The 19455-nt window shown below is 57.9% G+C and carries 17 protein-coding genes and 1 pseudogene; 9 read left to right on the top strand and 9 right to left on the bottom strand.

What is annotated here, in order from left to right; all coding sequences use genetic code 11:
• The 6 genes and pseudogenes from MN186_RS05550 to MN186_RS05575 form a co-directional block, all read left to right on the top strand.
• Nucleotides 1-639 (top strand): annotated as a pseudogene (locus MN186_RS05550) (hypothetical protein); the annotation flags it as partial.
• Nucleotides 639-1433: an SH3 domain-containing protein gene (locus MN186_RS05555; RefSeq protein ID WP_242113332.1), complete on the top strand. Its 795-nt coding sequence runs from the start codon at nt 639-641 to the stop codon at nt 1431-1433. The pseudogene MN186_RS05550 and the gene MN186_RS05555, both read left to right, overlap by 1 nt.
• A 274-nt stretch (nt 1434-1707) precedes the next feature.
• Nucleotides 1708-3324 (top strand): sulfatase-like hydrolase/transferase, encoded by a 1617-nt coding sequence (locus MN186_RS05560; protein WP_242113333.1) that lies wholly within the window; start codon nt 1708-1710, stop codon nt 3322-3324.
• A 215-nt stretch (nt 3325-3539) separates the two neighbouring features.
• Complete coding sequence (locus tag MN186_RS05565; RefSeq protein ID WP_242113334.1) at nt 3540-4217, top strand: ImuA family protein; 678 nt, start codon at nt 3540-3542, stop codon at nt 4215-4217.
• Nucleotides 4165-5652, top strand: a complete 1488-nt coding sequence (locus MN186_RS05570) for a Y-family DNA polymerase (RefSeq protein ID WP_242113336.1) — start codon at nt 4165-4167, stop codon at nt 5650-5652. The genes MN186_RS05565 and MN186_RS05570 overlap by 53 nt, the downstream gene beginning before the upstream one ends.
• A gap of 12 nt (nt 5653-5664) precedes the next feature.
• On the top strand, nt 5665-8967 hold the full coding sequence (locus MN186_RS05575; RefSeq protein WP_242113337.1) for an error-prone DNA polymerase: 3303 nt from the start codon (nt 5665-5667) through the stop codon (nt 8965-8967).
• 106 nt (nt 8968-9073) lie between these two features.
• Here MN186_RS05575 and MN186_RS05580 read toward each other — a convergent pair whose 3' ends face one another.
• From MN186_RS05580 to MN186_RS16450, 4 genes are all read right to left on the bottom strand, one after another.
• Nucleotides 9074-9295, bottom strand: a complete 222-nt coding sequence (locus MN186_RS05580) for a hypothetical protein (RefSeq protein ID WP_242113339.1) — start codon at nt 9293-9295, stop codon at nt 9074-9076.
• Nucleotides 9288-9560 (bottom strand): hypothetical protein, encoded by a 273-nt coding sequence (locus tag MN186_RS16610; RefSeq protein WP_353890312.1) that lies wholly within the window; start codon nt 9558-9560, stop codon nt 9288-9290. Before MN186_RS16610 ends, MN186_RS05580 begins: the two co-directional genes overlap by 8 nt.
• 19 nt (nt 9561-9579) lie before the next feature.
• The gene (locus MN186_RS05585) at nt 9580-9825 is read right to left on the bottom strand and encodes a hypothetical protein (RefSeq protein ID WP_242113340.1); all 246 of its coding nucleotides are present in this window, start codon (nt 9823-9825) and stop codon (nt 9580-9582) included.
• A gap of 68 nt (nt 9826-9893) precedes the next feature.
• Nucleotides 9894-10019, bottom strand: a complete 126-nt coding sequence (locus MN186_RS16450) for a hypothetical protein (RefSeq protein WP_255743838.1) — start codon at nt 10017-10019, stop codon at nt 9894-9896.
• Between the two features lie 679 nt (nt 10020-10698).
• Here MN186_RS16450 and MN186_RS05590 point away from each other — a divergent pair.
• Nucleotides 10699-12072 carry a molybdopterin-dependent oxidoreductase gene (locus tag MN186_RS05590; protein ID WP_242113342.1) on the top strand — a complete coding sequence of 458 codons (1374 nt, stop codon included), beginning with the start codon at nt 10699-10701 and terminating at the stop codon, nt 12070-12072.
• An 18-nt stretch (nt 12073-12090) separates the two neighbouring features.
• The gene (locus MN186_RS05595) at nt 12091-12798 is read left to right on the top strand and encodes a molybdopterin dinucleotide binding domain-containing protein (protein WP_242113343.1); all 708 of its coding nucleotides are present in this window, start codon (nt 12091-12093) and stop codon (nt 12796-12798) included.
• Between the two features lie 1351 nt (nt 12799-14149).
• On the opposite strand, the gene MN186_RS05600 is transcribed toward MN186_RS05595, so the two are convergent.
• The 5 genes from MN186_RS05600 to phnD are packed head-to-tail and all read right to left on the bottom strand — an operon-like array spanning nt 14150 to nt 18479.
• Complete coding sequence (locus MN186_RS05600; RefSeq protein ID WP_242113553.1) at nt 14150-15055, bottom strand: HAD-IIA family hydrolase; 906 nt, start codon at nt 15053-15055, stop codon at nt 14150-14152.
• Nucleotides 15056-15075: 20 nt separating this feature from the next.
• A complete protein-coding gene (gene phnE / locus MN186_RS05605) occupies nt 15076-15885 on the bottom strand; it encodes a phosphonate ABC transporter, permease protein PhnE (protein WP_242113344.1) in 810 nt (269 codons plus the stop codon).
• Complete coding sequence (gene phnE / locus MN186_RS05610; protein WP_242113346.1) at nt 15882-16676, bottom strand: phosphonate ABC transporter, permease protein PhnE; 795 nt, start codon at nt 16674-16676, stop codon at nt 15882-15884. Before phnE (MN186_RS05610) ends, phnE (MN186_RS05605) begins: the two co-directional genes overlap by 4 nt.
• Nucleotides 16673-17449: a phosphonate ABC transporter ATP-binding protein gene (gene phnC, locus MN186_RS05615; protein ID WP_242113348.1), complete on the bottom strand. Its 777-nt coding sequence runs from the start codon at nt 17447-17449 to the stop codon at nt 16673-16675. The genes phnE (MN186_RS05610) and phnC overlap by 4 nt, the downstream gene beginning before the upstream one ends.
• Nucleotides 17450-17504: 55 nt before the next feature.
• A complete protein-coding gene (gene phnD, locus MN186_RS05620) occupies nt 17505-18479 on the bottom strand; it encodes a phosphate/phosphite/phosphonate ABC transporter substrate-binding protein (protein WP_242113353.1) in 975 nt (324 codons plus the stop codon).
• Nucleotides 18480-18652: 173 nt separating this feature from the next.
• Between phnD and MN186_RS05625 the strand changes: the two genes are divergently transcribed.
• The gene (locus MN186_RS05625; protein WP_242113355.1) at nt 18653-19426 is read left to right on the top strand and encodes a DeoR/GlpR family DNA-binding transcription regulator; all 774 of its coding nucleotides are present in this window, start codon (nt 18653-18655) and stop codon (nt 19424-19426) included.
• Nucleotides 19427-19455: the final 29 nt, after the last annotated feature.

Consider the following 19455-nt stretch of genomic DNA (forward strand, 5'->3'; position numbering starts at 1 on the left):
GCCCCCGGCACACCCGGCCTTTACGAACTGCGATACGTGTTGGAGACCGGCCGCCGCACCCTTGCGCGGGCATCCGTCGAAGTGGTGGAAAGCGAGGTCGGGATCCGCGGGCCTGCAAAGGTGCGCGCCGGAACGGATGTGGATGTGTCTTGGTCCAGCACGATCAACGGGCGTGATTTCATCACCATCGTGCCGGCAGGGGCCGAAGACAGCGCTGTTGCGGATCACAAACGGGCTGGCAGTGCCACCGAAACCCGTCTGAGGGCGCCCGATGATACGGGCCTTTATGAAATCCGCTATGTACTGGAGAATGGTCGCCGCATGCTGGCAAGCACCCCGCTGGAGGTGGTGGGAGAGGATGCGCCACTGGACGTTGGCGCAGGGCTGTCGGTGCCGAAGACCGCTGCGCCGGGCGAGACGATCACCGTGACATGGACTGGTGGTAGCGACAGCGCCGATCAGCGGATATCCCTTGCAGGAAAAGAGCAGGCGGATTTCGGTTGGATAGCTGTCTTTGCGATCGGAGAGGCAAAAACGATGGACATTATCATGTCCGAAAAACCTGGACTTTATGAAATTCGGTATCTCGATATTTCCGCTAAACAGGTGCTGGGTCGTGCAGTCGTGGAGGTGAAGTGATGCGTCGATTCATTGCCAAGCTGGCGATCTGCTGCGGGGTTGCATTTGCAGCCCCCCCGACATGGGCTGAAATCGACGGGCACGGTCCGGACGCATGGGCAGTCACCGGCGTTGCTGCTGATGACGTTTTGAATATGCGAATGGGGCCAGGGACGCAGTATATGGTAATTGACCACCTTGCGCCGGATGCGCGCGGGCTGGAACAAATCACCTGTGTGCCGCTGTTGATTCCGTCAATATATCACAGGCTGACCGATGAACAGCGCGCAAACCTGCCCCAGCGCTGGTGTCTGATGCGGACCGGCGATTTCAGCAAAGCAGGATGGGTCGCGCAACGCTTCTTGATGGAAGACGGGTTGGAGGAAATCACTGGTCCCGCTGGCGGATCCGACAGCGTAGGTGTCGTGCAAACCATTGGCGATGCGCTGATCGACGGCGCGGCGCATCTGGTGGGCGACCTGTACACCGCGTTTGAAGCGCAGCGCAGCACCGCTGACAACCCCTTCGCGCCAGACAATGCGAGCCGCTACTTCTTTTCCGATCTTGTACCAAGCCTGCGTGGGCATGGGGCTGATGTGCTTTATAATGGACAAGATTTTCAGGGCGAGGTCACACAGATCGCGCCCGATCCTAATCAGCCGATGTTGCGCGGCATGATCACCGTCAATGTTGATTTTACCAATTTCGGCTTGGCGCAGCGGGCTGTGTTCAACCTGCGCGCGGACATCTCGCAGCCCGATGCGCCCATGCGCATATTCCGCGTGCAGCATGGCGAATGGAGCTTCCCCCAATGAAATGAAAGTCCTTTGGGTTGGTGCTTGAGTGCAGCCCCTTGTCGAACTAGGGGCCTGCGCGTTTGACAAGGCGCTTTGGCGACAAAGTTTCAGGGCAGTTGGTGGTCCGTTGTTTGAAACTTTGCGGATTAATCTGTCCCTGACTGACCCCATTGCATCGGTTGTTGAAGAAATCCCCGTAAGCCCGGACAGTGCTCTTGTAAGCGCGGTTGACAGCTAATATTGGACGTTCAACCTCAATTGAAGCGCGGCCGAGTGTCGGGAAGAACACCTGATGAGCACAAAATCCATACCATTTCAAAATCGACGCCGCTGGCTTGCGGTGGCGTTTGCGTTTGCGCTTCTTGTCGTGTCGCTGCTGGTGGTTGGCTTCCCGTGGCTCAACCCGGACCCGCTGGGTATCTCTGGGTTGTTGTTTTTCATTGGGCTGTTGCTGTCGGGTGGGCGGGCGCTGTGGCAAGGGCCAAGCAGATGGATCGTCATGCTGCTGGGCGTTGCGTTAATCAGCTTCCCGTTTGTCGTGATTGCGCATGGTTTTGGCAGTGTCGACATCATGGCGTTTCTTTTTCATCTTGAGTTTGGCGTTGAAGGCGCGGGCATTCTGGAATTTCACAACGAAATCCTGATCGGAACGCTTTCGCTGGGATTGATCACGATGGCCACATACGCTTTGGCCACGCTTTTGCAGCGGCAGATATTACCGTATGCTGTGGTTAGTGCGCTGCTTCTGGCGCTGCATCCGCTGGTGCTTTACGCGGTCAGCCACGCGCAGGCCAGTACGCGCGATAGTGATCTGGCGCAACGGCTTGTCGCGGCGCCTGACTGGAACGGGCGCACGCCCGAAGCCGACCTTGTGGTGATCTATCTTGAGGGGCTTGACGCGGCCTATTTCAACCCTGATCGTTTCAACGATGCGCTGGCCCCGCTTGCGCCATTGCGAGACGAAGCGCTGAACCTGACCGCGATACGCGAGGTCGAGGCGACCGGCTGGACCGTGGCTGGTTTTGTCGCAAGTCAATGCGGACTGCCGTTGCTGCCAAAAGGGTTCCGCACCCACAACAATTATCGCGGTGTGGATGATTTTCTGGGTCACCACCGTTGCCTTGGCGATGTGTTGTCCAAAGCAGGCTATCAGCTTGAATTCCTGAAAGGCGGCGATACGCGGTTTGCCGGATTAGGCAGCTTTCTGCGCCAGCATGGCTTCGATAAGGTGATTGAATTTAGTTATTTCCGCGACACCTATCCGAAAAATATTCTGCAAAAGGCGCAAATAGATTGGGGGGTCGATGACCAACTTCTGTTTGCAGAGGCGCAGAAGCGTCAAGTCGCTCTTTTACAAAGCGATACGCCCTATGGTCTGTTTGTTCAGACGGTGACCACACACGGCGAAATTGTCCATGCCTCGCGCGAATGTATGGTGGACGGGCAGGCCGGTCAGACGCGCGATGTGGCGGGTGTGTTGCCGTGTTTTGGCAAACAGGTGCAACGGTTCGTGGATAATCTGCGCGCGCAACAGGGGGCGCGGCCCTTGAAGCTGGTGATCATGTCAGACCACCTGAACCATGATGACGGGCTAAAGGCCGAGCTGCCACTTGAAACCCGTGCCAATACCGTTTGGTTGATCGACCCCGAAACCCAGCCGCGCGCCATCGACCGCGAAGCCAGCATGATGGATGTCTATCCAACGCTGCTGGATTGGCTGGGGCTTGCGCCGGACGACGGTGGGGCCACGCGCGCCGGGCTTGGCGTTTCGCTATTTTCGCAGGTGCCGACGGTGGTCGAGGAAAAGGGATTTGAGCGTTTGAACGACGAGATTTACGCCAATCCCGAACTGGCAGATGCGATCTGGAACCAAGGTGCCACGGGCGGGACTGTCACAGACGGCAGTTAATCCGCATTTCGTAAAAGGCGCGGAAATTTTCCAAAATGGGGCTGTTTCCATACGTCAGATGGCGTTTGGGGCTGGCCGTCTGAGACGCCCTGCCAAGAGGGTCTCTTGCCCACAAGGCTTCGGATACGTTCTGATTTCCGGCCCCATTTATTTGACCTCATTTTCCTATGGATGTAGAACAAACAGTGAACATATATGGAATCAATGTGTCGTGTATGCGCTTGTTACGTCTTCAAAAGGATTTAGGCCGGAAGCGTCGTCAGCCCGGATCGGCGGCGCCAACCTTGTCGGAAATCTTTCCCGAACCTGCCGTCGACGCGGCTGCGATGGGGTATATGCTGGCGCGTTTGCCGCGCACGGATGCGCCGGTGCTGTGGGTGCAGGATCGTTTGTCGCGGCGCGAAGCCGGGCGTCCTTATCTTTCGGGGATCGGGGCATCGCGACCGATCATCATGGTCAATCTGTCGCGCCCCGCCGATGTGCTTTGGACGATGGAGGACGGGTTGCGCTGTCGCGCGCTTGCCGCTGTTATTGGCGAGGTGTGGGGCGATCCGCCCGCCCTCAACTTTACTGCCACGAAACGGCTTGTCTTGCGCTCGGAACTGGCGGGCGTGCCGTGTTGGTTGATCCGGCGTGCAGCCACACCAAACCTGAGTGCAGCACGGGATCGTTGGCGAATAGGGGCGCTGCCCTCAGCCACCAACCCTTACGACGCACGCGCACCCGGAAAACCGCGATGGGCGCTGGACCTGTTCCGCTCGCGTCAGGCGAAACCGGGCAAATGGGTGGCGGAATATGACCGGGCGACGGATCACCTCTGTCACACTGCCTCAGTTCGCGATGGAACGTTGGCAGAAGGTAAGGGAACGTCAAAGCAACGCGCCACCGGATGACATCCCCCTGATCCTTGCACGCGAAGGGCATCATGGTCCGGTGGTTCATGCCGCAAACCGCACCGCGCTTATGTCGGGCATCCGTGTTGGTGCGCGCGTCGTGGATATGCGTGCGATCTGTCCCGAATTGCATGTGGAATATGCCGACGAAGCCAGTGATCACGCGGCATTGGATCGCCTTACACTCTGGGCGCGACGTTGGTGCCCGTGGACCGTGCGCGATGGGGTCAACGGGTTGATTTTGGACACTACCGGATCAGATCATTTGTTTGGCGGTGAAGCCGCAATGTTGACCGAGATGGAAACTCAACTGTCTTTGCTGGGTCTGACATCGCGTTTGGCTGTTGCGCCAACTTGGGGTGCGGCTTGGGCGCTGGCGCGGTTCGGGCCGGTTCGGCCGATATGTGAGCCGGATCAGATACAGTCCAGACTGGCCCCTTTGCCCGTGGCAGGGCTGCGGTTAAGCGACGAGACTGTGCTGCTTTTGCAGCGTTTGGGCTTGAAAACCATCGGCGCATTAATGGAAGTGCCGCGCCTGCAACTGACCCGACGGTTTGTAAGGGCAGGGCTTGCGTCCAACCCTTTGATGCGTCTGGATCAAGCGATGGGCAAACTGGCCGAGCCGGTTTCCAGCGTCGATGCCAAGCCACGGTTTGTAGTGCAAAGCCGTCTGGCCGAGCCGGTTTTCGATCCAACACCTTATCTGCCGAAGCTGTGCGAGGATCTTTGCGACAGGCTTAGGCAGGCAGGTATGGGGTGTCGTCGTTTGCATTTGGCGGTTTACCGAACGGATGGGGATGTCAGCCATGTGGATATTGGCACCTCTGCCGGCACACATGATCCCGCGCATTTACACAGTCTTTTTCGTGACGAGGTTGAGCGGATAAACCCTGGATTCGGCTTTGATCTGATAGCACTTGAAGCATCCGAAGTTGAAGAAATGCAAGTTATTCAAAACCGTCTTGGCGGTGGCTCGGATGATGATTTGCATCTGACACAGTTGATAGATCGGCTAAGCGCAAAATTCGGACGCCAAGCCGTGTCACGCCCCGTGCTGCGGGAAAGCCATATACCGGAACGCGCCGAAATGCAGGCGCCTGCGCTTGCATCAGCGGCGCAAGCAGCGTCTTCGACTGTGAAAGAACGGCCGGTTCGTGTGCTGGATCACCCCGAAGAAATCCGTGTGCTTTATGCCGTGCCGGAAGGGCCGCCCACGCAGTTCATATGGCGCAGGCAGACACATCGGATCGCCCGTTATGCGGGCCCTGAACGGATCGCGCCAGAATGGTGGAAGGATCGCCCCGGCACCCGGCTTCGTGATTATTTCAAGGTCGAAGATCACAAGGGGCGGCGGATGTGGCTGTACCGCGAAGGGTTGCACACAGATGGGCGCGGCGGTGATCCACGTTGGTTTGTTCATGGATTTTTCGCATGATGAGACCGGCATATGCCTGAGATGGACAACCAGCACCCACGACGCACCCTGACGGGGGGCGGCTTCACGCCCAACGCCCGGGCGGATTTCGTCGAACTGGGCGTGACGACCTGTTTTTCCTTCTTGCGGGGGGCATCGGACGCGGTGGATCTGGCTGCATCCGCCTGGGCGCAGAACTATGACGCTTTGGGCTGTGCCGACTTGAACACGATGGCAGGTGTCGTGCGTTTTCACTCCGAAGCGTTGAAAGCCAATATTCGCCCGGTCATCGGGTGCAGATTGCAGCTTACGACTGACGAAGAATTCCTTGCCTACCCTCGCAATCGTGCAGCGTATGGGCGGCTATGCGCGCTGCTTTCCAAAGGAAAGATGCATACGCCGGATGGAACATGGCAGGCCAAAGGTCACTGTGACATCACATTGGATGATCTGGCAAACCACAGCGCCGATATTCAGCTTATCGCGATCCCCGGCATCGATCTGGAATATTTCAGCACCAACCTACGCCGCCTTAAACGCGCCTTGCCGACGCTGAAACATATCGCTGCAAGCTATCTGTATCGCGGAGACGACAGAATGCGGATCAACCGGCTGGATATGCTGGCAAAGGCGAATAAAATGACCATTCTGGCGACGAATGACGTGCATTATCACACACCGGATCGGCGCCCGTTGCAGGATGTGATGACCTGTATTTTGCACAAGACGACAATCGCCAAGGCAGGGTTTCTTCTAAACGCCAACGCCGAGCGACATTTGAAGTCACCTGCGCAAATGAAGATGCTTTTCGCCGACTGGCCCCATGCCATCCAGGCCACTCGACAGGTTGCGGATGCGTGTCATTTCGACTTGCGTGAATTATCCTATGAATATCCCAAGGAAACCGTGCCAAAAGGGCGCACGCCACAGGAATATCTGGAAGAATTGACATGGACAGGTGCGCAAAGACGCTATCCAGATGGTATTCCGAACAAGGTCAGAGCCGATCTTGCGAAGGAATTGGCTTTGATCGCCAAGCTCAGGATCCCGCAGTATTTTCTGACCATTCAGAATATCGTCAGTTTCGCACGGCATGATTGCACCCCACCCATCCTTTGTCAGGGGCGCGGATCTGCCGCTAATTCTGCTGTTTGTTATGTGCTTGGCATCACCGCCGTTGATCCTGCCCAGAATGACCTGCTTTTTGAACGGTTTATCAGCGAAGAACGGAAAGAGCCCCCGGATATTGACGTTGATTTCGAACATGAACGCCGTGAAGAGGTGATCCAGCACATCTATGACAAGTATGGCCGAAACCGCGCCGCGCTATGTGCCACGGTCATTCACTATCGCCCTCGCATGGCTGTGCGCGAGGTTGGCAAGGTCATGGGATTGTCAGAAGATATAACGACCGCATTAGCGAAAACCATATGGGGATCATGGGGGCGCGAAGTGGGCGCGAAAGAAGCCGCCGAAGCGGGTATTGACCTGAATGACCCCTTGATGTCGCGAACCATCAAACTGGCCGATCAAATGATTGGAATGCCCCGCCATCTTGGGCAGCATGTGGGGGGATTTATCCTGACGGAACATCCGCTAACCCAGACCGTGCCGATCGGCAACGGCGCGATGCCGGAGCGCAGTTTTGTTGAATGGGACAAGGATGACATCAACGAATTGCGCATCCTGAAAGTGGATGTCTTGGCGCTTGGAATGCTGACCTGTATCCGAAAAGCCTTTGACCTGATCGACGCGCATTACGGCAAAAAGCTGACACTGGCGAGCGTCGGACAAGGCGACGAAGCCGTCTATGACATGCTGTGCAAAGGCGACAGTCTGGGGGTGTTTCAGGTTGAAAGCCGGGCACAGATGAACATGCTGCCCCGTCTGAAGCCGCGCGAGTTCTATGACCTTGTCATTCAGGTGGCCATCGTGCGCCCTGGTCCCATCCAGGGGGATATGGTGCATCCTTACCTGCGCAGACGAAGCGGGAAAGAGCCTGAAGAATACCCCTCTCCGGGTTTTGGGCATGATCCGCAGGAGTTGGAGAAAGTTCTCAAACGTACCAAAGGCGTTCCAATTTTTCAGGAACAGGCGATGAAAATCGCGATGGTCGCGGCAGAATTCTCACCGGATGAGGCCAATCAGTTGCGCAAAGCCATGGCCACTTTCCGATCCCGCGGGACCATCGGCGCGCTAGAGGAAAAAATGGTCGGGCGCATGATCCGGCGGGGGTATGACCCAGAATTTGCGCGCCGTTGCTTTAATCAGATCAAAGGCTTTGGCGATTATGGTTTCCCTGAAAGCCATGCCGCCAGCTTTGCGCATCTGGTCTATGTCTCCAGTTGGATCAAATGCCATTACCCGGATGTTTTCTGCGCGGCCTTGCTGAACTCGCAGCCGATGGGGTTTTACGCCCCGGCCCAGATTGTGCGCGACGCGCGTGAACATGACACGACCATTCGCGCTGCCGATGTGAACTTCAGCAATTGGGATAATGTGTTGGAACCGGTCTGCCCCGGTGTCTTTGCCGTTCGTCTGGGGTTGCGGCAGGTCGATGGGGTCCGGCAAGGCATGGCACAACGGATCATAGACGCGCGAGACCAGCCATTCACCGATCTGGCCGATCTGAAAAAACGCGCTTGTGTCGATGCCAGAACCATAAGAAAGCTGGCCGCCGCGGATGCAATGCGTTCAATGACGCTGGACAGGCGACAGGCGCTTTGGGATGCGCGGGCTTTGCGGGATGCCCCCGACCTGCCCTTGTTTTACGAAGGACCGGACGAAGGCGAAGAAGTGCGGTTTGACCTGCCGCAGATGCCCGTCTGTGAACATGTTGTGGCAGATTATCAGACAACCCGGCTTTCCCTGAAAGCTCACCCGATGTCATTCCTGCGCAAAAGCATGCAGAAACAAGGGTATCGCGCGACGTCTGACCTTGAACAGATGCGCAATGGTCAGTCCGTGAAGCTGGCCGGCATCGTCTTGATCCGGCAGCGACCGGGAAGTGCCAAAGGCGTTTGTTTCATTACCTTGGAAGATGAAACGGGCGTTGCCAATCTAGTGGTCTGGCCAAAGGTGATGAAGACGTTTCGCAAGGTGATAATGGGTGCGCGGATTATTGATGTGCGCGGTATGGTGCAGCGGGATGAAGACGTCATCCATGTTGTTGCCCACGAATTAAAGGATCGCAGCGACGCTTTGGACCGGCTTGCAAATGATATGATGGCGCCCCCGCTGGCGCGGGCTGATGAAGTCAAAAATGCCTTAACAAACAGCACACATGGTCATCCTCGAAATGTGCGCGTGATCCCCAAATCGCGTGATTTTCATTAGCCATGCAGAAATCAAGTCACACTGCCGCACTTGGGTGATATGCGTCAGACAACCCAGCTTGCGGGAAGATAACTAGCCACGCCGTAAAGTGACAGCAGGCGAAGGCTCATAAAAAAACCTGCGCACGCTGGGCATTTGAGCAATCAGTGGGATTGTATCCGACTGGCTTGCCCAAAATAAAACTGGCAAATTCGACATTTAAAACCGCAAATTTGAAGTTGGAGCGCCCCAGCTCCTGTAACTCTTCAGTCATCCGGGGGCGGCCGTAGCTTTGCTGACTGAGAAGATGTTGGTCACGAATATCAGCCCGGATCACCATATCATCCATTGCCCGGCAGTCGTTGCTTGCAACGATGAGAGGGGGCTTTGGCTTGCATAGAAGATCGCCGCTTTTCTATCACTTCCCTCACCTCTCGCAGCCGACGGACCTCTTTGCAAATGCGTTCGTTGTCCCGTTCCACATCTTCATGAGGTCCCGACTTCAAATCATCATGCTGGTGCTTCTGAACCCACTTGTTCAGGGTCGAAAGCCCAACACCCAAATCAGCGGAAACCTGAGGGCATGTAAAGCCGCTGTTCGTGGCGACGCGCACCGCATCATGTCGAAACGCTTCAACGAATGGTTGGAAAATAATCCGCTGGTGAAATCTGTATTTGATTTAGGGTTTCATCTGCAGGGGTCAGTAGCTTGATGTCTGGACCAATTGGGGTTGAGGATACAAACATCCCATTCAGCGTCGCGGCCTGCCGGATCGCCATGACACCTTGCAAAGTCGGGTCATCAAAAGACGCAGCCACAACCCGACCGTTCATCAAGCCACGCATAATCGTGTGGCTGATATAGGTGGAAAGCAACAAGGGTTGCGGCAGATCGGTCCTGGTTGCACGCAACCCGATGGCGGCCTCAACAGCGGGAGCGCTGCCGATCAGATAATCAGCGTCAGGATGACGTTGAGCGCGGTTTCGACCAAGTTCAATTGTTGCCGAATGCCGGTATCTGCGCCGAACACGTCGAAAATTGTGACCGCGCTGTCGACAAGACCGTCGCGCAATCCTTTTTCAAGCGGTCCCGGCGGCCGCTGCCGGGGACCAAAGTGCGCCACAAAGCGCGAGGGCCACGATTAAACAGACCGCGGCTGCCCCGTAATGTCTTTTTATAAAACGAACGAGATTTGACACGCGGCTGATACAGATCCTTTCTGCCATGGCGGCGTTGGCCATCATGGTGGGTGTGGCTGCGATTGGCGTCAACCGCTACTTGGTGCGCACTCATGGTGATCTGATTCAGACCAGCCTGCCAGCGATGGAACTGGTGAGTCGGATAGGTGCATCAGTTGAGGTGGTTGGAACGCTTGCCACGGCTTTTGTTCAGGCGGACACGTGCGAAGATCTTGACCGCATTACTGTTGCCCTTCAGGCGACGGTGAAAAACATCGAAGCCGGTGCACAAGAGCTTGCAGCTATAAGCCCAATGCCGCCAGAGCCTGCGTTGGAAATACGGGCGGGCGTGATTGTCGCGCAGGTGGCAAGAAACGGTCACGAGGCGCTTCGGCTTGCCCGGCGACTTACAGAACAAACGCTAGAGATCGCGCGGGTCGGCGCACGGCTGGACGCCGTGATCGAGGCGGAAACCGACCTTGCCCGTCTCAGGATAACGTCGGGTATTATGGACATCTATTCGGAACTCAACGCAAACATGCGCCCGGCATTGGATGCGCTGATTATCCGATGGTGCGCAAATCCTATTTGGAAGGCTGGGAACCCGGCGGCACCAAACCGGAACTGCGCGGCAAGGAAGAATATGTCCGCGTCGATTGGGACACGGCTTGGAGCTTGGCCGCCAAAGCCCTGCTGGACACCGCCACAAACCACGGCAACGAAGCCATCTTCAGCTCGTCCTATGGCGGCTGGTCGAACGCTGGTTCGTTCCGCCCCAACGTGCTTCAGGGTCGTCCGATCAACCTGATCGGCGGTTGCACCAACACCGCTGGCGACTGGTCGGCCGGTGCCGGTCAGGTCCTTCTGCCCCGAGTGATCGACGATATGGAGGTCTATTCCGGCCAGACCGCTTGGGAAGTCATCCGCGACAATACCGAGGTCTTCGTGCTGGTCGGCTGTGACCCGATCAAGAACAACCGCGTCGAATATCGTGTGGCTGACCACGGCATGTACGGTCCTTGGGAACACATTCGCGATGCGGGCGTCAAGTTCATCTCGATCAACCCGCAGCGGACAGCATCGGACGAATACCTTGACGCCGAATGGCTTAAGATCGTTCCCAATACCGATACCGCGCTGTTCCTTGCCATGGCTTATCACGTTCTGGAAAACGGTCTTGAAGACCGCGAATACATGGACAGATACACCGTCGGCGCCGACAAGTGGATCGCTTATGTCAATGGCGAAGACGACGGCACGCCGAAAACACCGGCTTGGGCAGCAGCCATCACTGGCATTGATGAGGCCAAGATCAAGGAACTGGCCGAACGGCTTGCCACGTCTAACACGCAGGTTGCCGGCTCTTGGGCCATTCAGCGTACGCAGCACGGCGAAATGGCCTATTGGTCGCTTGTCAACTTTCAGGCTCTGACCGGCAAGATCGGCAAACCGGGCTCGGGCGTTGGCTTCTCGTGGCACTATGGCAACGACGGCATGCCGCAGGGCGGCAACCGCACACCGGTGGGCATGAGCCAAGGGCGCAACTTCGTCAAGAAGGTCGAAACCATCGTCAGTGTTGACGTCTGGCGGACGGCGGCAACCCGTTGGGTCGACATCGTTCTGCCAGCCGCCTCGACGCTGGAACAGGACGACATCACGTCGGGCGGGACCTACTCGAACGACAAGATCTATACGATGAAGAAGGTGATCGAGCCGGTTGGCGAAAGCCTGCCCGACTATGAAATCTTCGGAGGCCTCGCCGACAAACTGGGTCTCTGGATGCAGTTCACCGAAGGTGAAGACAAGATGTATCACATCAAGCTTGCCTACGAAGCTTCTGGCGCTGCACAAGAGGTGCCGTTCGAAGAATTCTGGGAAAAAGGCTATGCTCGGATGCCGGTGCCGGATGCGGCCCGCAAGTGGACCCGCCACGGCGCGTTTTACTAAGACCCCGAAGGCACACCGTTGCACACCGACTCCGGCAAGATCGAGATGTTCTCGGAAAGCATTTCGGGCATGGATATCGAGGATTGCCCCGGTATGCCGGTCTGGATGGAAAAACACGAGTATCTCGGCAACGCGAAAGAAGGGCAGCTGCATGTCGTCTCGCCTCACCCGTGGTACCGCCTGCACAGCCAGATGGACCAATCCGAGAAACTGCGTGGTCTCTATAAGATCCAGGGCCGCGAGCCGGTTCGGATCAACACCCAAGATGCTGCCGACCGCGGCATCGAAAATGGTGATCTGGTCGAACTTTACAACGATCGCGGCACCGTGATCGTCGGGGCTGTCATCAGCGATGACATCATGCCGGGTGTGGTCTCGCTCTATGAAGGGGCATGGCCGTCGCTTGACAGCAAGGGGCGTTGCAACTCGGGTCTGGTCAACTTCCTGACCTCGACGCAGCGGTCCTCGGGGCTGGCGCAGGCAACCACAGCGAACACCGTGCTGTGCGAGATGCGCAAATGTGAAGACGCCGAAGGTCCGAACATGGCCTATGAAAAACCGGCCATCATCGAGAACATGGAAATTGCAGCCATCGATGACGAAGCCGTTGGGGCCGAACGTCTGGAAGCGCTGACCGAGGCACTTTACGCCGACATGACCCCCGGTGAAAAAATGTTCTTCGAACGCTGCACCGTTTGCCACGCCCCGCGCGATGTGACGCACTAGACGAAGCAGCAATGGAAGGGCATGTGCCGTCCATGTTCGAACGGGCCGGTCTTGAACAAGGCGAACGAGATCTGGTCATGGATTACCTGATGAAGAACGCGGCCGACGCTGCGACCTGATTTGGCAAACAAAAACGAGAGGCCGGTATATCCGGCCTCTCACTCTGATCCCCCGACAGACAAATAAGAAGCGGCAGATACACCTCGTTCGTCTTGCCGGTGGCTGCGGTTGCGATAGCGTCTCGCCACCCTCCGACCTTATGAACGTTACCCAAGCTGCTATCCTTGCATTGGAACAAGTTTCGCAAATCGGGGATAACCATTCTGTTTTTCGGGAAAAATGCGCTGGGCCGGACCACCGCCAAAGCCATATTCCCCCCATGCCGGTAGCGTTGGCGCGTCAGGTCGACGTGGATGAGACCGAACTGGGAATTTCTCCGATGCCCCCAAGCCACCATCGCTGTCTTTGTTGGATATGCGCGCCGGATCATTGGTTGGTGTGCCCGCCGCACAGCACACGCAGGCTTTGTGCTGGGTGCCTTGGGACAGGCTATCCATCAACGCAGGTCAGCCCAGGATCAAATGGTGCATCTACTCGAAGCGCGAATGCAATGTTTACGATTAAGTATACCGAGCCATTGGTAGAGGCCAAAATCGCACGCTTTCGTTGGAAGCGTCGGGGGGGTCTAATGACAACACCTTGGCTGATACGATCAACAATGGCCTGTTCAAAGCTGCGGTCATCCACCGACGTGGTCCTTGGCGCAGCTTTGAGTCCGTTGAACACACTACCCTCCAAGGGATCGACTGGTTCAACAACCGCTGCCCTCTGGAACCTATCCGAAATACCCCGCCAGCAGAAGCCGACGCAAACTTCTACGCAGCTCTGGAACGATCAGACACCGCCGCTTAATGAACACAAATCCGCCTTCAACAAACTTGGCGCGGTTAAGTGTTGCAGGCGGCTGTCACCATCAAGATATTCTACGATGAATCCCTTGTTCTCCTTGTCGAGGTTTAGGTCGGCGGTCCATTCCGTTTGGCTTTCGAAGGTGCGCTAGATGGTCTCTTAGGCAAGGTTGCCTGTGGTGATGGTGGTGGTGCGTGCGCGTTGCAGTTGGTCGCGGTGGAGGCAGGCCTGCTCAACCAAGTTGCCGTGCCGCCCAGTTTGCTCAGGATGCGCACGTCTTCATTCGGCGAGGGGCCCACGACCTCGTCCGTTTCCTGTCCGAACTTGCGCATCTCGGCCATGACGATATAGGCAGACACCTCTGCGGCAGTGGTGCCTTGCCCTTGGTGACCCTATGCGGTCTTTCAGTTCAGTGGGTCAGGCGCTATTGATTGCGTTGGACTTATATCTGGTTGATGATGAAATCAGGCGTGATTGCTGACCGGCCGATGGCTGCGCCTGCGTCCATGCCAGCCAACAACCCGTGGTCCATCACCAGCGCCGTGGCAAAGCCCATGTGTCGTCCGCCCAGTACGTCGGTGTGCAGCGTGTCGCCCACCATTAAAACGCGGGCTGGGGGTAGGGCGGGGTCGTGGCGCGCCAGCGCCAGGTCGAAAATCTCGGGAAATGGTTTGCCCAGAAAACGTGGTGCAATGCCAGTGGCGTCCGCCAGTTGGTGCGCAAAGAAGCCCGGTTCGCGCGACAACCCGCCTTCGCGGGGGGCGACGATGTCAGGGTTCCCCACGATGACAGGGCGGGGACGCGCGCGCAGGGACGCGTCGAGCATCGCTTGCCGCGCATCGGTCCAGCCATCAGCGCCGATCAGCAAAAAGCCCTCGGCCGCATCATAGGCGGCGGGGTCATCGCCAAGAACATACGCGTCGATGCCGGTCAGGTCGTCGGTGCCGTTGGCGGCGTTCAGCATCATGCCCCACTTCAGCGGCGGTGCGTCGGCCAGATGGGCCAGCAGCGCTTCGCGGCTTGTGACGACCTCGGTGGGGCCGAAATCGAAACCCAGACGCTCGTAGCGCCCCATCATCCGCGACTTGGGATACCCGGCGGAATTAGACACTACCATGACCCGCTTGCCCATTGCGCGAAGGGCGGCGATCCTGTCTGCCGCGCCGTCAATCGGCGTCTCGCCTACGTTCAGAACGCCGTAAGCATCGAACAGGATCAGGTCGAACGGGGCCACAATGTTTTCCAGTGACAAGGCGATTTTGGGTTGTGTGTCGAACGTGGCGTCGGGCAGTCGGTGACGGACAGAAACATAAGCGTCAAACGCAGTGTCGGCGTCTGTTGTCATCATCTGATCCACGGCGCGCGCCCTTACAAGATGCGGCGGCGCAGGAAGGCCGACACGACCTCGCCCAGCACCACAAGCGCAAGGATAGCAAGCAGAACCATCGCCGCTTCGGGCCAGTTGAACGTATCAATCGCGCCCTGCAGGATGATGCCGATCCCGCCCGCGCCGACCAGGCCCAGCACGGTGGATTCGCGCAGGTTGATATCCCAGCGCAGGATTGCGACGGCCCAGAAGGTCGGCATGACTTGCGGGATGATCGCATAGACGATCACCTTGAAACGGGATGCGCCGGTGGCCTCAAGCGCCTCGACGGGGCGTTTGTCGATCTCTTCGATCGCCTCGCCCAGCAGCTTGCCGATAAAGCCGATGGACCGGAACATGATGGCCAGAATTCCGGCCACCACGCCGGGGCCGAAGATCGCCACGAACAGCAGCGCCCAGATGATCGTGTTCACCGAACGCGAGGTGACAAGGATCAACCGCCCCAGCCACAGGGTCGCGCGGTTGGGGGTGGTGTTCTGCGCCGCCAGATAAGCGACGGGCAGGGACACCACGACGCCAAGCGCCGTCGCAAACGTGGCGATGTTCACCGTTTCCAGCAGCACGCGCAGGATGGCGCCCAAATTGCTGGGGTCGGGCGGATACATCCGGCCCAGAAGGTCGCCCATCTGCTCGGGCGCGTCCCAGACCCAAACCCAGATCACATCAATTGAACCCAGCGCCCAAGCCAGCAGCAGAGCGCTGAGGGCGAAAGCCGCATATCGCTGCATTCGCTGCTTGAAGGTGAACCGCGACCAGTCCTCGCGCCCGAATTTTTCGGCAATCGTGCTCATCCGATGCGCTTTCTTATCATGCCGCTGACCCCTTCCGAGATCAGGATCGCACCCACTATGACAATGGTGATGGCCAGCGCGAAGTCATAGTCATAACGCCCGAAGGCGTTGGCAAGTGTCGCGCCAATCCCGCCCGCACCGACGATGCCCACCACCGCCGATGCGCGCAGGTTGGAATCAAGCTGATAGATCGACAGGCCGATCTGGCGCGGCATGATCTGCGGGAAGATCGCGTAGACTAAAGTCGAGAGATAGGGCGCACCGGCAGCGCGCATCGCCTCGACCTGGCCGAAGTCGATTTCCTCGATCCGTTCGGCCAGCATTTTGGCGACGAAGCCGATGGAGTAAACAATCAGGGTCAGCACGCCAGCGAAGGGGCCAAAGCCCACCGCCTTCACGAAGATGATCGCGACGATCACCGGGTGAAAGCTGCGCGCGATGATGATGATCGCCCGCCCAAGGTAATAGATCGGCAAGGGTGCGATATTGCGTGCGGCCATGAAGGCAATCGGGATCGACAATGCCACACCACCCGCCGTGGCCAGCAGCGCGATCTTGAGGCTTTCCAGAAACCCGTCGATCAACAGCCCGCTGCGTTCGAAACTGGGGGGGAAGGCGCCGCCGAAAATCCGCTTGGCCCGCCCCAAGCCGTCGGCGACCCGTTCCCAGTTGATCGGCATGCTGGCGCCCACCCAGACGATATAGGTGATCACACCAAGATAAACGGCCCAACGAAGCCAACGGTTGGCAATGAAGGGCGGTTTGCGCCATGTGTCGGGGGCATCGCTCATGACGCTTCTTTCATGTCCGTGCTGCGATCGGCATGGGGGCTGCCGGAATAGATTTGGTCCATTGCTTCTTGATCAAGGCTGTCGGGTTTGTCGTCGAAGATGATCCGGCCATAGCGCATCCCGACGATGCGGTCGGTGTAAATCTTGGCCTCATTCACGTTGTGGATGTTGATCAGCACTGGCAGTTTCAATTCGCCGGCCAGATCGCGCAGCAATCCCATGATCTGCTCGGACGTCTTGGGGTCCAGCGACGCGGTCGGTTCGTCCGCCAGCAGGATTTCGGGGTCTTGCATCAGTGCCCGTACCACGCCGACGCGTTGCCGTTCACCGCCTGACAGCTCATCCGCGCGCTTGTCCGCGTAATGGGCGATGCCGACCCGCTCCATCAACTCAAAGGCGCGGCGAATGTCTTTCTTAGGATAGCGCCGCATAACCGCCGCCCAAGTCGAGATATAGCCCAGCCGTCCTGACTGCACGTTCTCCATCACCGTCAACCGATCAACCAGATTGAAGCTCTGGAACACCATCCCGATCTTGCGCCGGGCGGCACGTAGCTCGCGGCCTTGCAGGGTGGTCAGTTCGGTTCCGTTCAACACGATACTGCCCGAGGTCGGCTCCACCAGTCGGTTGATGCAGCGCAGAAGCGTTGACTTTCCTGCTCCCGACGAGCCGATGATGGACACGACGCTTTCGCCCTCGATCGTCAGGTCGAGGTTTTTCAGAACCGGGTCGCCCTTGCCGTAGCGTTTGACCAGGTCGGTGATTTTCAACATATGCTGACTCCTTGATGGGGCCGATACCATTGCACCGGCCCCGGACATGCAGGTCTTATTCCGCCGCGAGGCCTTCGGGCGTGTATTCGACGCCATTTGCCCGTTGAATTTGGCGGATCACTTTCCACTGGTCCTTATAGGTGATCGGAATGAACTTGCTGACGCCAGTAAATTCCTCGCCCAAGGCCGTGCCTGCGAAATCGAAGCTGAAGAAGGCTTCTTCGATCTTCTCTTTCAACTCCGGTGCCAGATCGTGGGCATAGCCATAGGACGTCGTCGGGAAGGGGTCGCTTTCCCACACGATGCGCACATCTTCGGGGTCATAAAGCCCGCGTTCGGCCATCCGGTCGACAACCTCGGATGCCACCGGGGCCGCGTCATAGTCACCTGCCACGACGCCCAGCATCGACTGGTCATGCGACCCGGAATAGGTCACTTCGTAGTCCTGATCGGGCACAACGCCAAGATCGGGGAACAGGGCGCGCGGCGCAAGGTTACCCGAGTTCGACGTGGGCGAGGTGTGCGCGATGCGCTTGCCCGCCATATCCGGGACTTCTTTGATATCGCTGTCGGCTTGCGTGTAGATTTGCAGCTTGTAACCAAACTGCCCGTCATCCCCGCCCATGATCGCAAAGGGCACCGCACCGGCAAGGTTTACGGCAAACGGCGTGGGGCCAGTGGAAAAGCCTGCGATATGCAGACGGCCCGAGCGCATCGCTTCGACCTCGGCCGAGTTTGACTGCACGGCGAAGAACTGCACGTCCTTGCCGGTCACTTCCTCAAGATGTTCGATGAACGGGTTCCAGATGTCTTCGTAAATCGCCGGGTCTTCCACCGGCGTATAGGCGAAGACGAGCGTGTCGGGATTTTTCAGCGCGCTTTCGTCCGCCGGCGCGTCGGCGACCAGATCGCCGTCTGCATCCGTGTATTGGCTGTCCAGCGCCGCCATTTCGTCCTGCGCCATCGCCGCGCTTGCGACCAAGGCGGCCGCCGCCAGCAACGATGTTCCCAATGCTGTTTGTTTGTGCATTTTTATTCCTCCCAGTTTGTCGTGTCTGGGCCCGGCTCGCCGGGCTCAGTCGCAAGCGATGACACCACCGATATTTGCGATATGCAAGATAAATTCTCTGGAAATTTTGGAAATCCAAAGTAAACCTATGGCTGGACTGGCTACGATGGCGATACCTTGGGAGCGGCAGACCCTTGACCAAGCGGCGATATAAGAAGCAGGAGCGACACGACCAGATTCTGCTGGAGCTGAAGTTGAAACCCCATGTCCGGGTCGCAGAACTGGCCAGACAATTCGGTGTAACCACCGAAACAGTGCGTCGCGATATCGAGGATCTGGGGCGTGAAGGCCTGGTGCAACGCGCCCATGGAGGTGCGTCTGCGCATCATGCGGGCGCGCATCGTGACCTTGACGAACGCCGCCATGAACGTGTTGCCGAACGCGAACGCCTGGGGCGCTTTGCAGCTTCGCTCGTGGCGGACGGTGCGTCGATCATGGTGGATGCAGGCGCTACGACGATGGAGTTTGCGCGGTTTCTGGCCTTCGCGCAAACCCGCGTGACGGTAGTCACCAACAGTTTGCAAGTGGCGATGATTCTAGGGCAAAGCCCCGCATCGACCGTACGTCTGGCACCGGGTGATTATTTGCCGCGCGAGGCTGCCGTTATCGGCACCGAAACGGGTGACTATCTGGCGGGCTACAATGTCGACGCCTGCTTTATCGGCGCCGCTGGGCTAAGCGAGGCGGGCGTAACCGAAGCGGTTGCCGGATTCGCTGCGGTCAAACGCGCCATGATGGGCCAAAGCGCGAAGTGTCATTTCCTGATGGATGCCAGCAAATTCGGCCTGACCCATATGGAACGAGTGGCGAAGCTTGATGCTGTGGGCACCCTGATCAGCGACCAAAGACCGGCTATGTCTCTAGCCGATGCGCTTCAAGCGCGTGGCGTTCGCATGCTGGTTGCGTGACCCGATTGATTTACCAGCACCACGCGTGG

It is taken from the genome of Aliiroseovarius sediminis (assembly GCF_022678485.1).
Lineage (GTDB): Bacteria > Pseudomonadota > Alphaproteobacteria > Rhodobacterales > Rhodobacteraceae > Aliiroseovarius > Aliiroseovarius sediminis.

Excerpts from the sequence above, each read along its gene's own strand:
- MN186_RS05555 (WP_242113332.1), top strand. The coding sequence starts at position 639 with ATGCGTCGATTCATTGCCAAGCTGGCGATCTGCTGCGGGGTTGCATTT.
- MN186_RS05560 (WP_242113333.1), top strand. The coding sequence starts at position 1,708 with ATGAGCACAAAATCCATACCATTTCAAAATCGACGCCGCTGGCTTGCG.
- MN186_RS05565 (WP_242113334.1), top strand. The coding sequence starts at position 3,540 with ATGCGCTTGTTACGTCTTCAAAAGGATTTAGGCCGGAAGCGTCGTCAG.
- MN186_RS05570 (WP_242113336.1), top strand. The coding sequence starts at position 4,165 with ATGGAACGTTGGCAGAAGGTAAGGGAACGTCAAAGCAACGCGCCACCG.
- MN186_RS05575 (WP_242113337.1), top strand. The coding sequence starts at position 5,665 with ATGCCTGAGATGGACAACCAGCACCCACGACGCACCCTGACGGGGGGC.
- MN186_RS05580 (WP_242113339.1), bottom strand. The coding sequence starts at position 9,295 with ATGGATGATATGGTGATCCGGGCTGATATTCGTGACCAACATCTTCTC.
- MN186_RS05600 (WP_242113553.1), bottom strand. The coding sequence starts at position 15,055 with ATGATGACAACAGACGCCGACACTGCGTTTGACGCTTATGTTTCTGTC.
- phnE (WP_242113344.1), bottom strand. The coding sequence starts at position 15,885 with ATGAGCACGATTGCCGAAAAATTCGGGCGCGAGGACTGGTCGCGGTTC.
- phnE (WP_242113346.1), bottom strand. The coding sequence starts at position 16,676 with ATGAGCGATGCCCCCGACACATGGCGCAAACCGCCCTTCATTGCCAAC.
- phnC (WP_242113348.1), bottom strand. The coding sequence starts at position 17,449 with ATGTTGAAAATCACCGACCTGGTCAAACGCTACGGCAAGGGCGACCCG.
- phnD (WP_242113353.1), bottom strand. The coding sequence starts at position 18,479 with ATGCACAAACAAACAGCATTGGGAACATCGTTGCTGGCGGCGGCCGCC.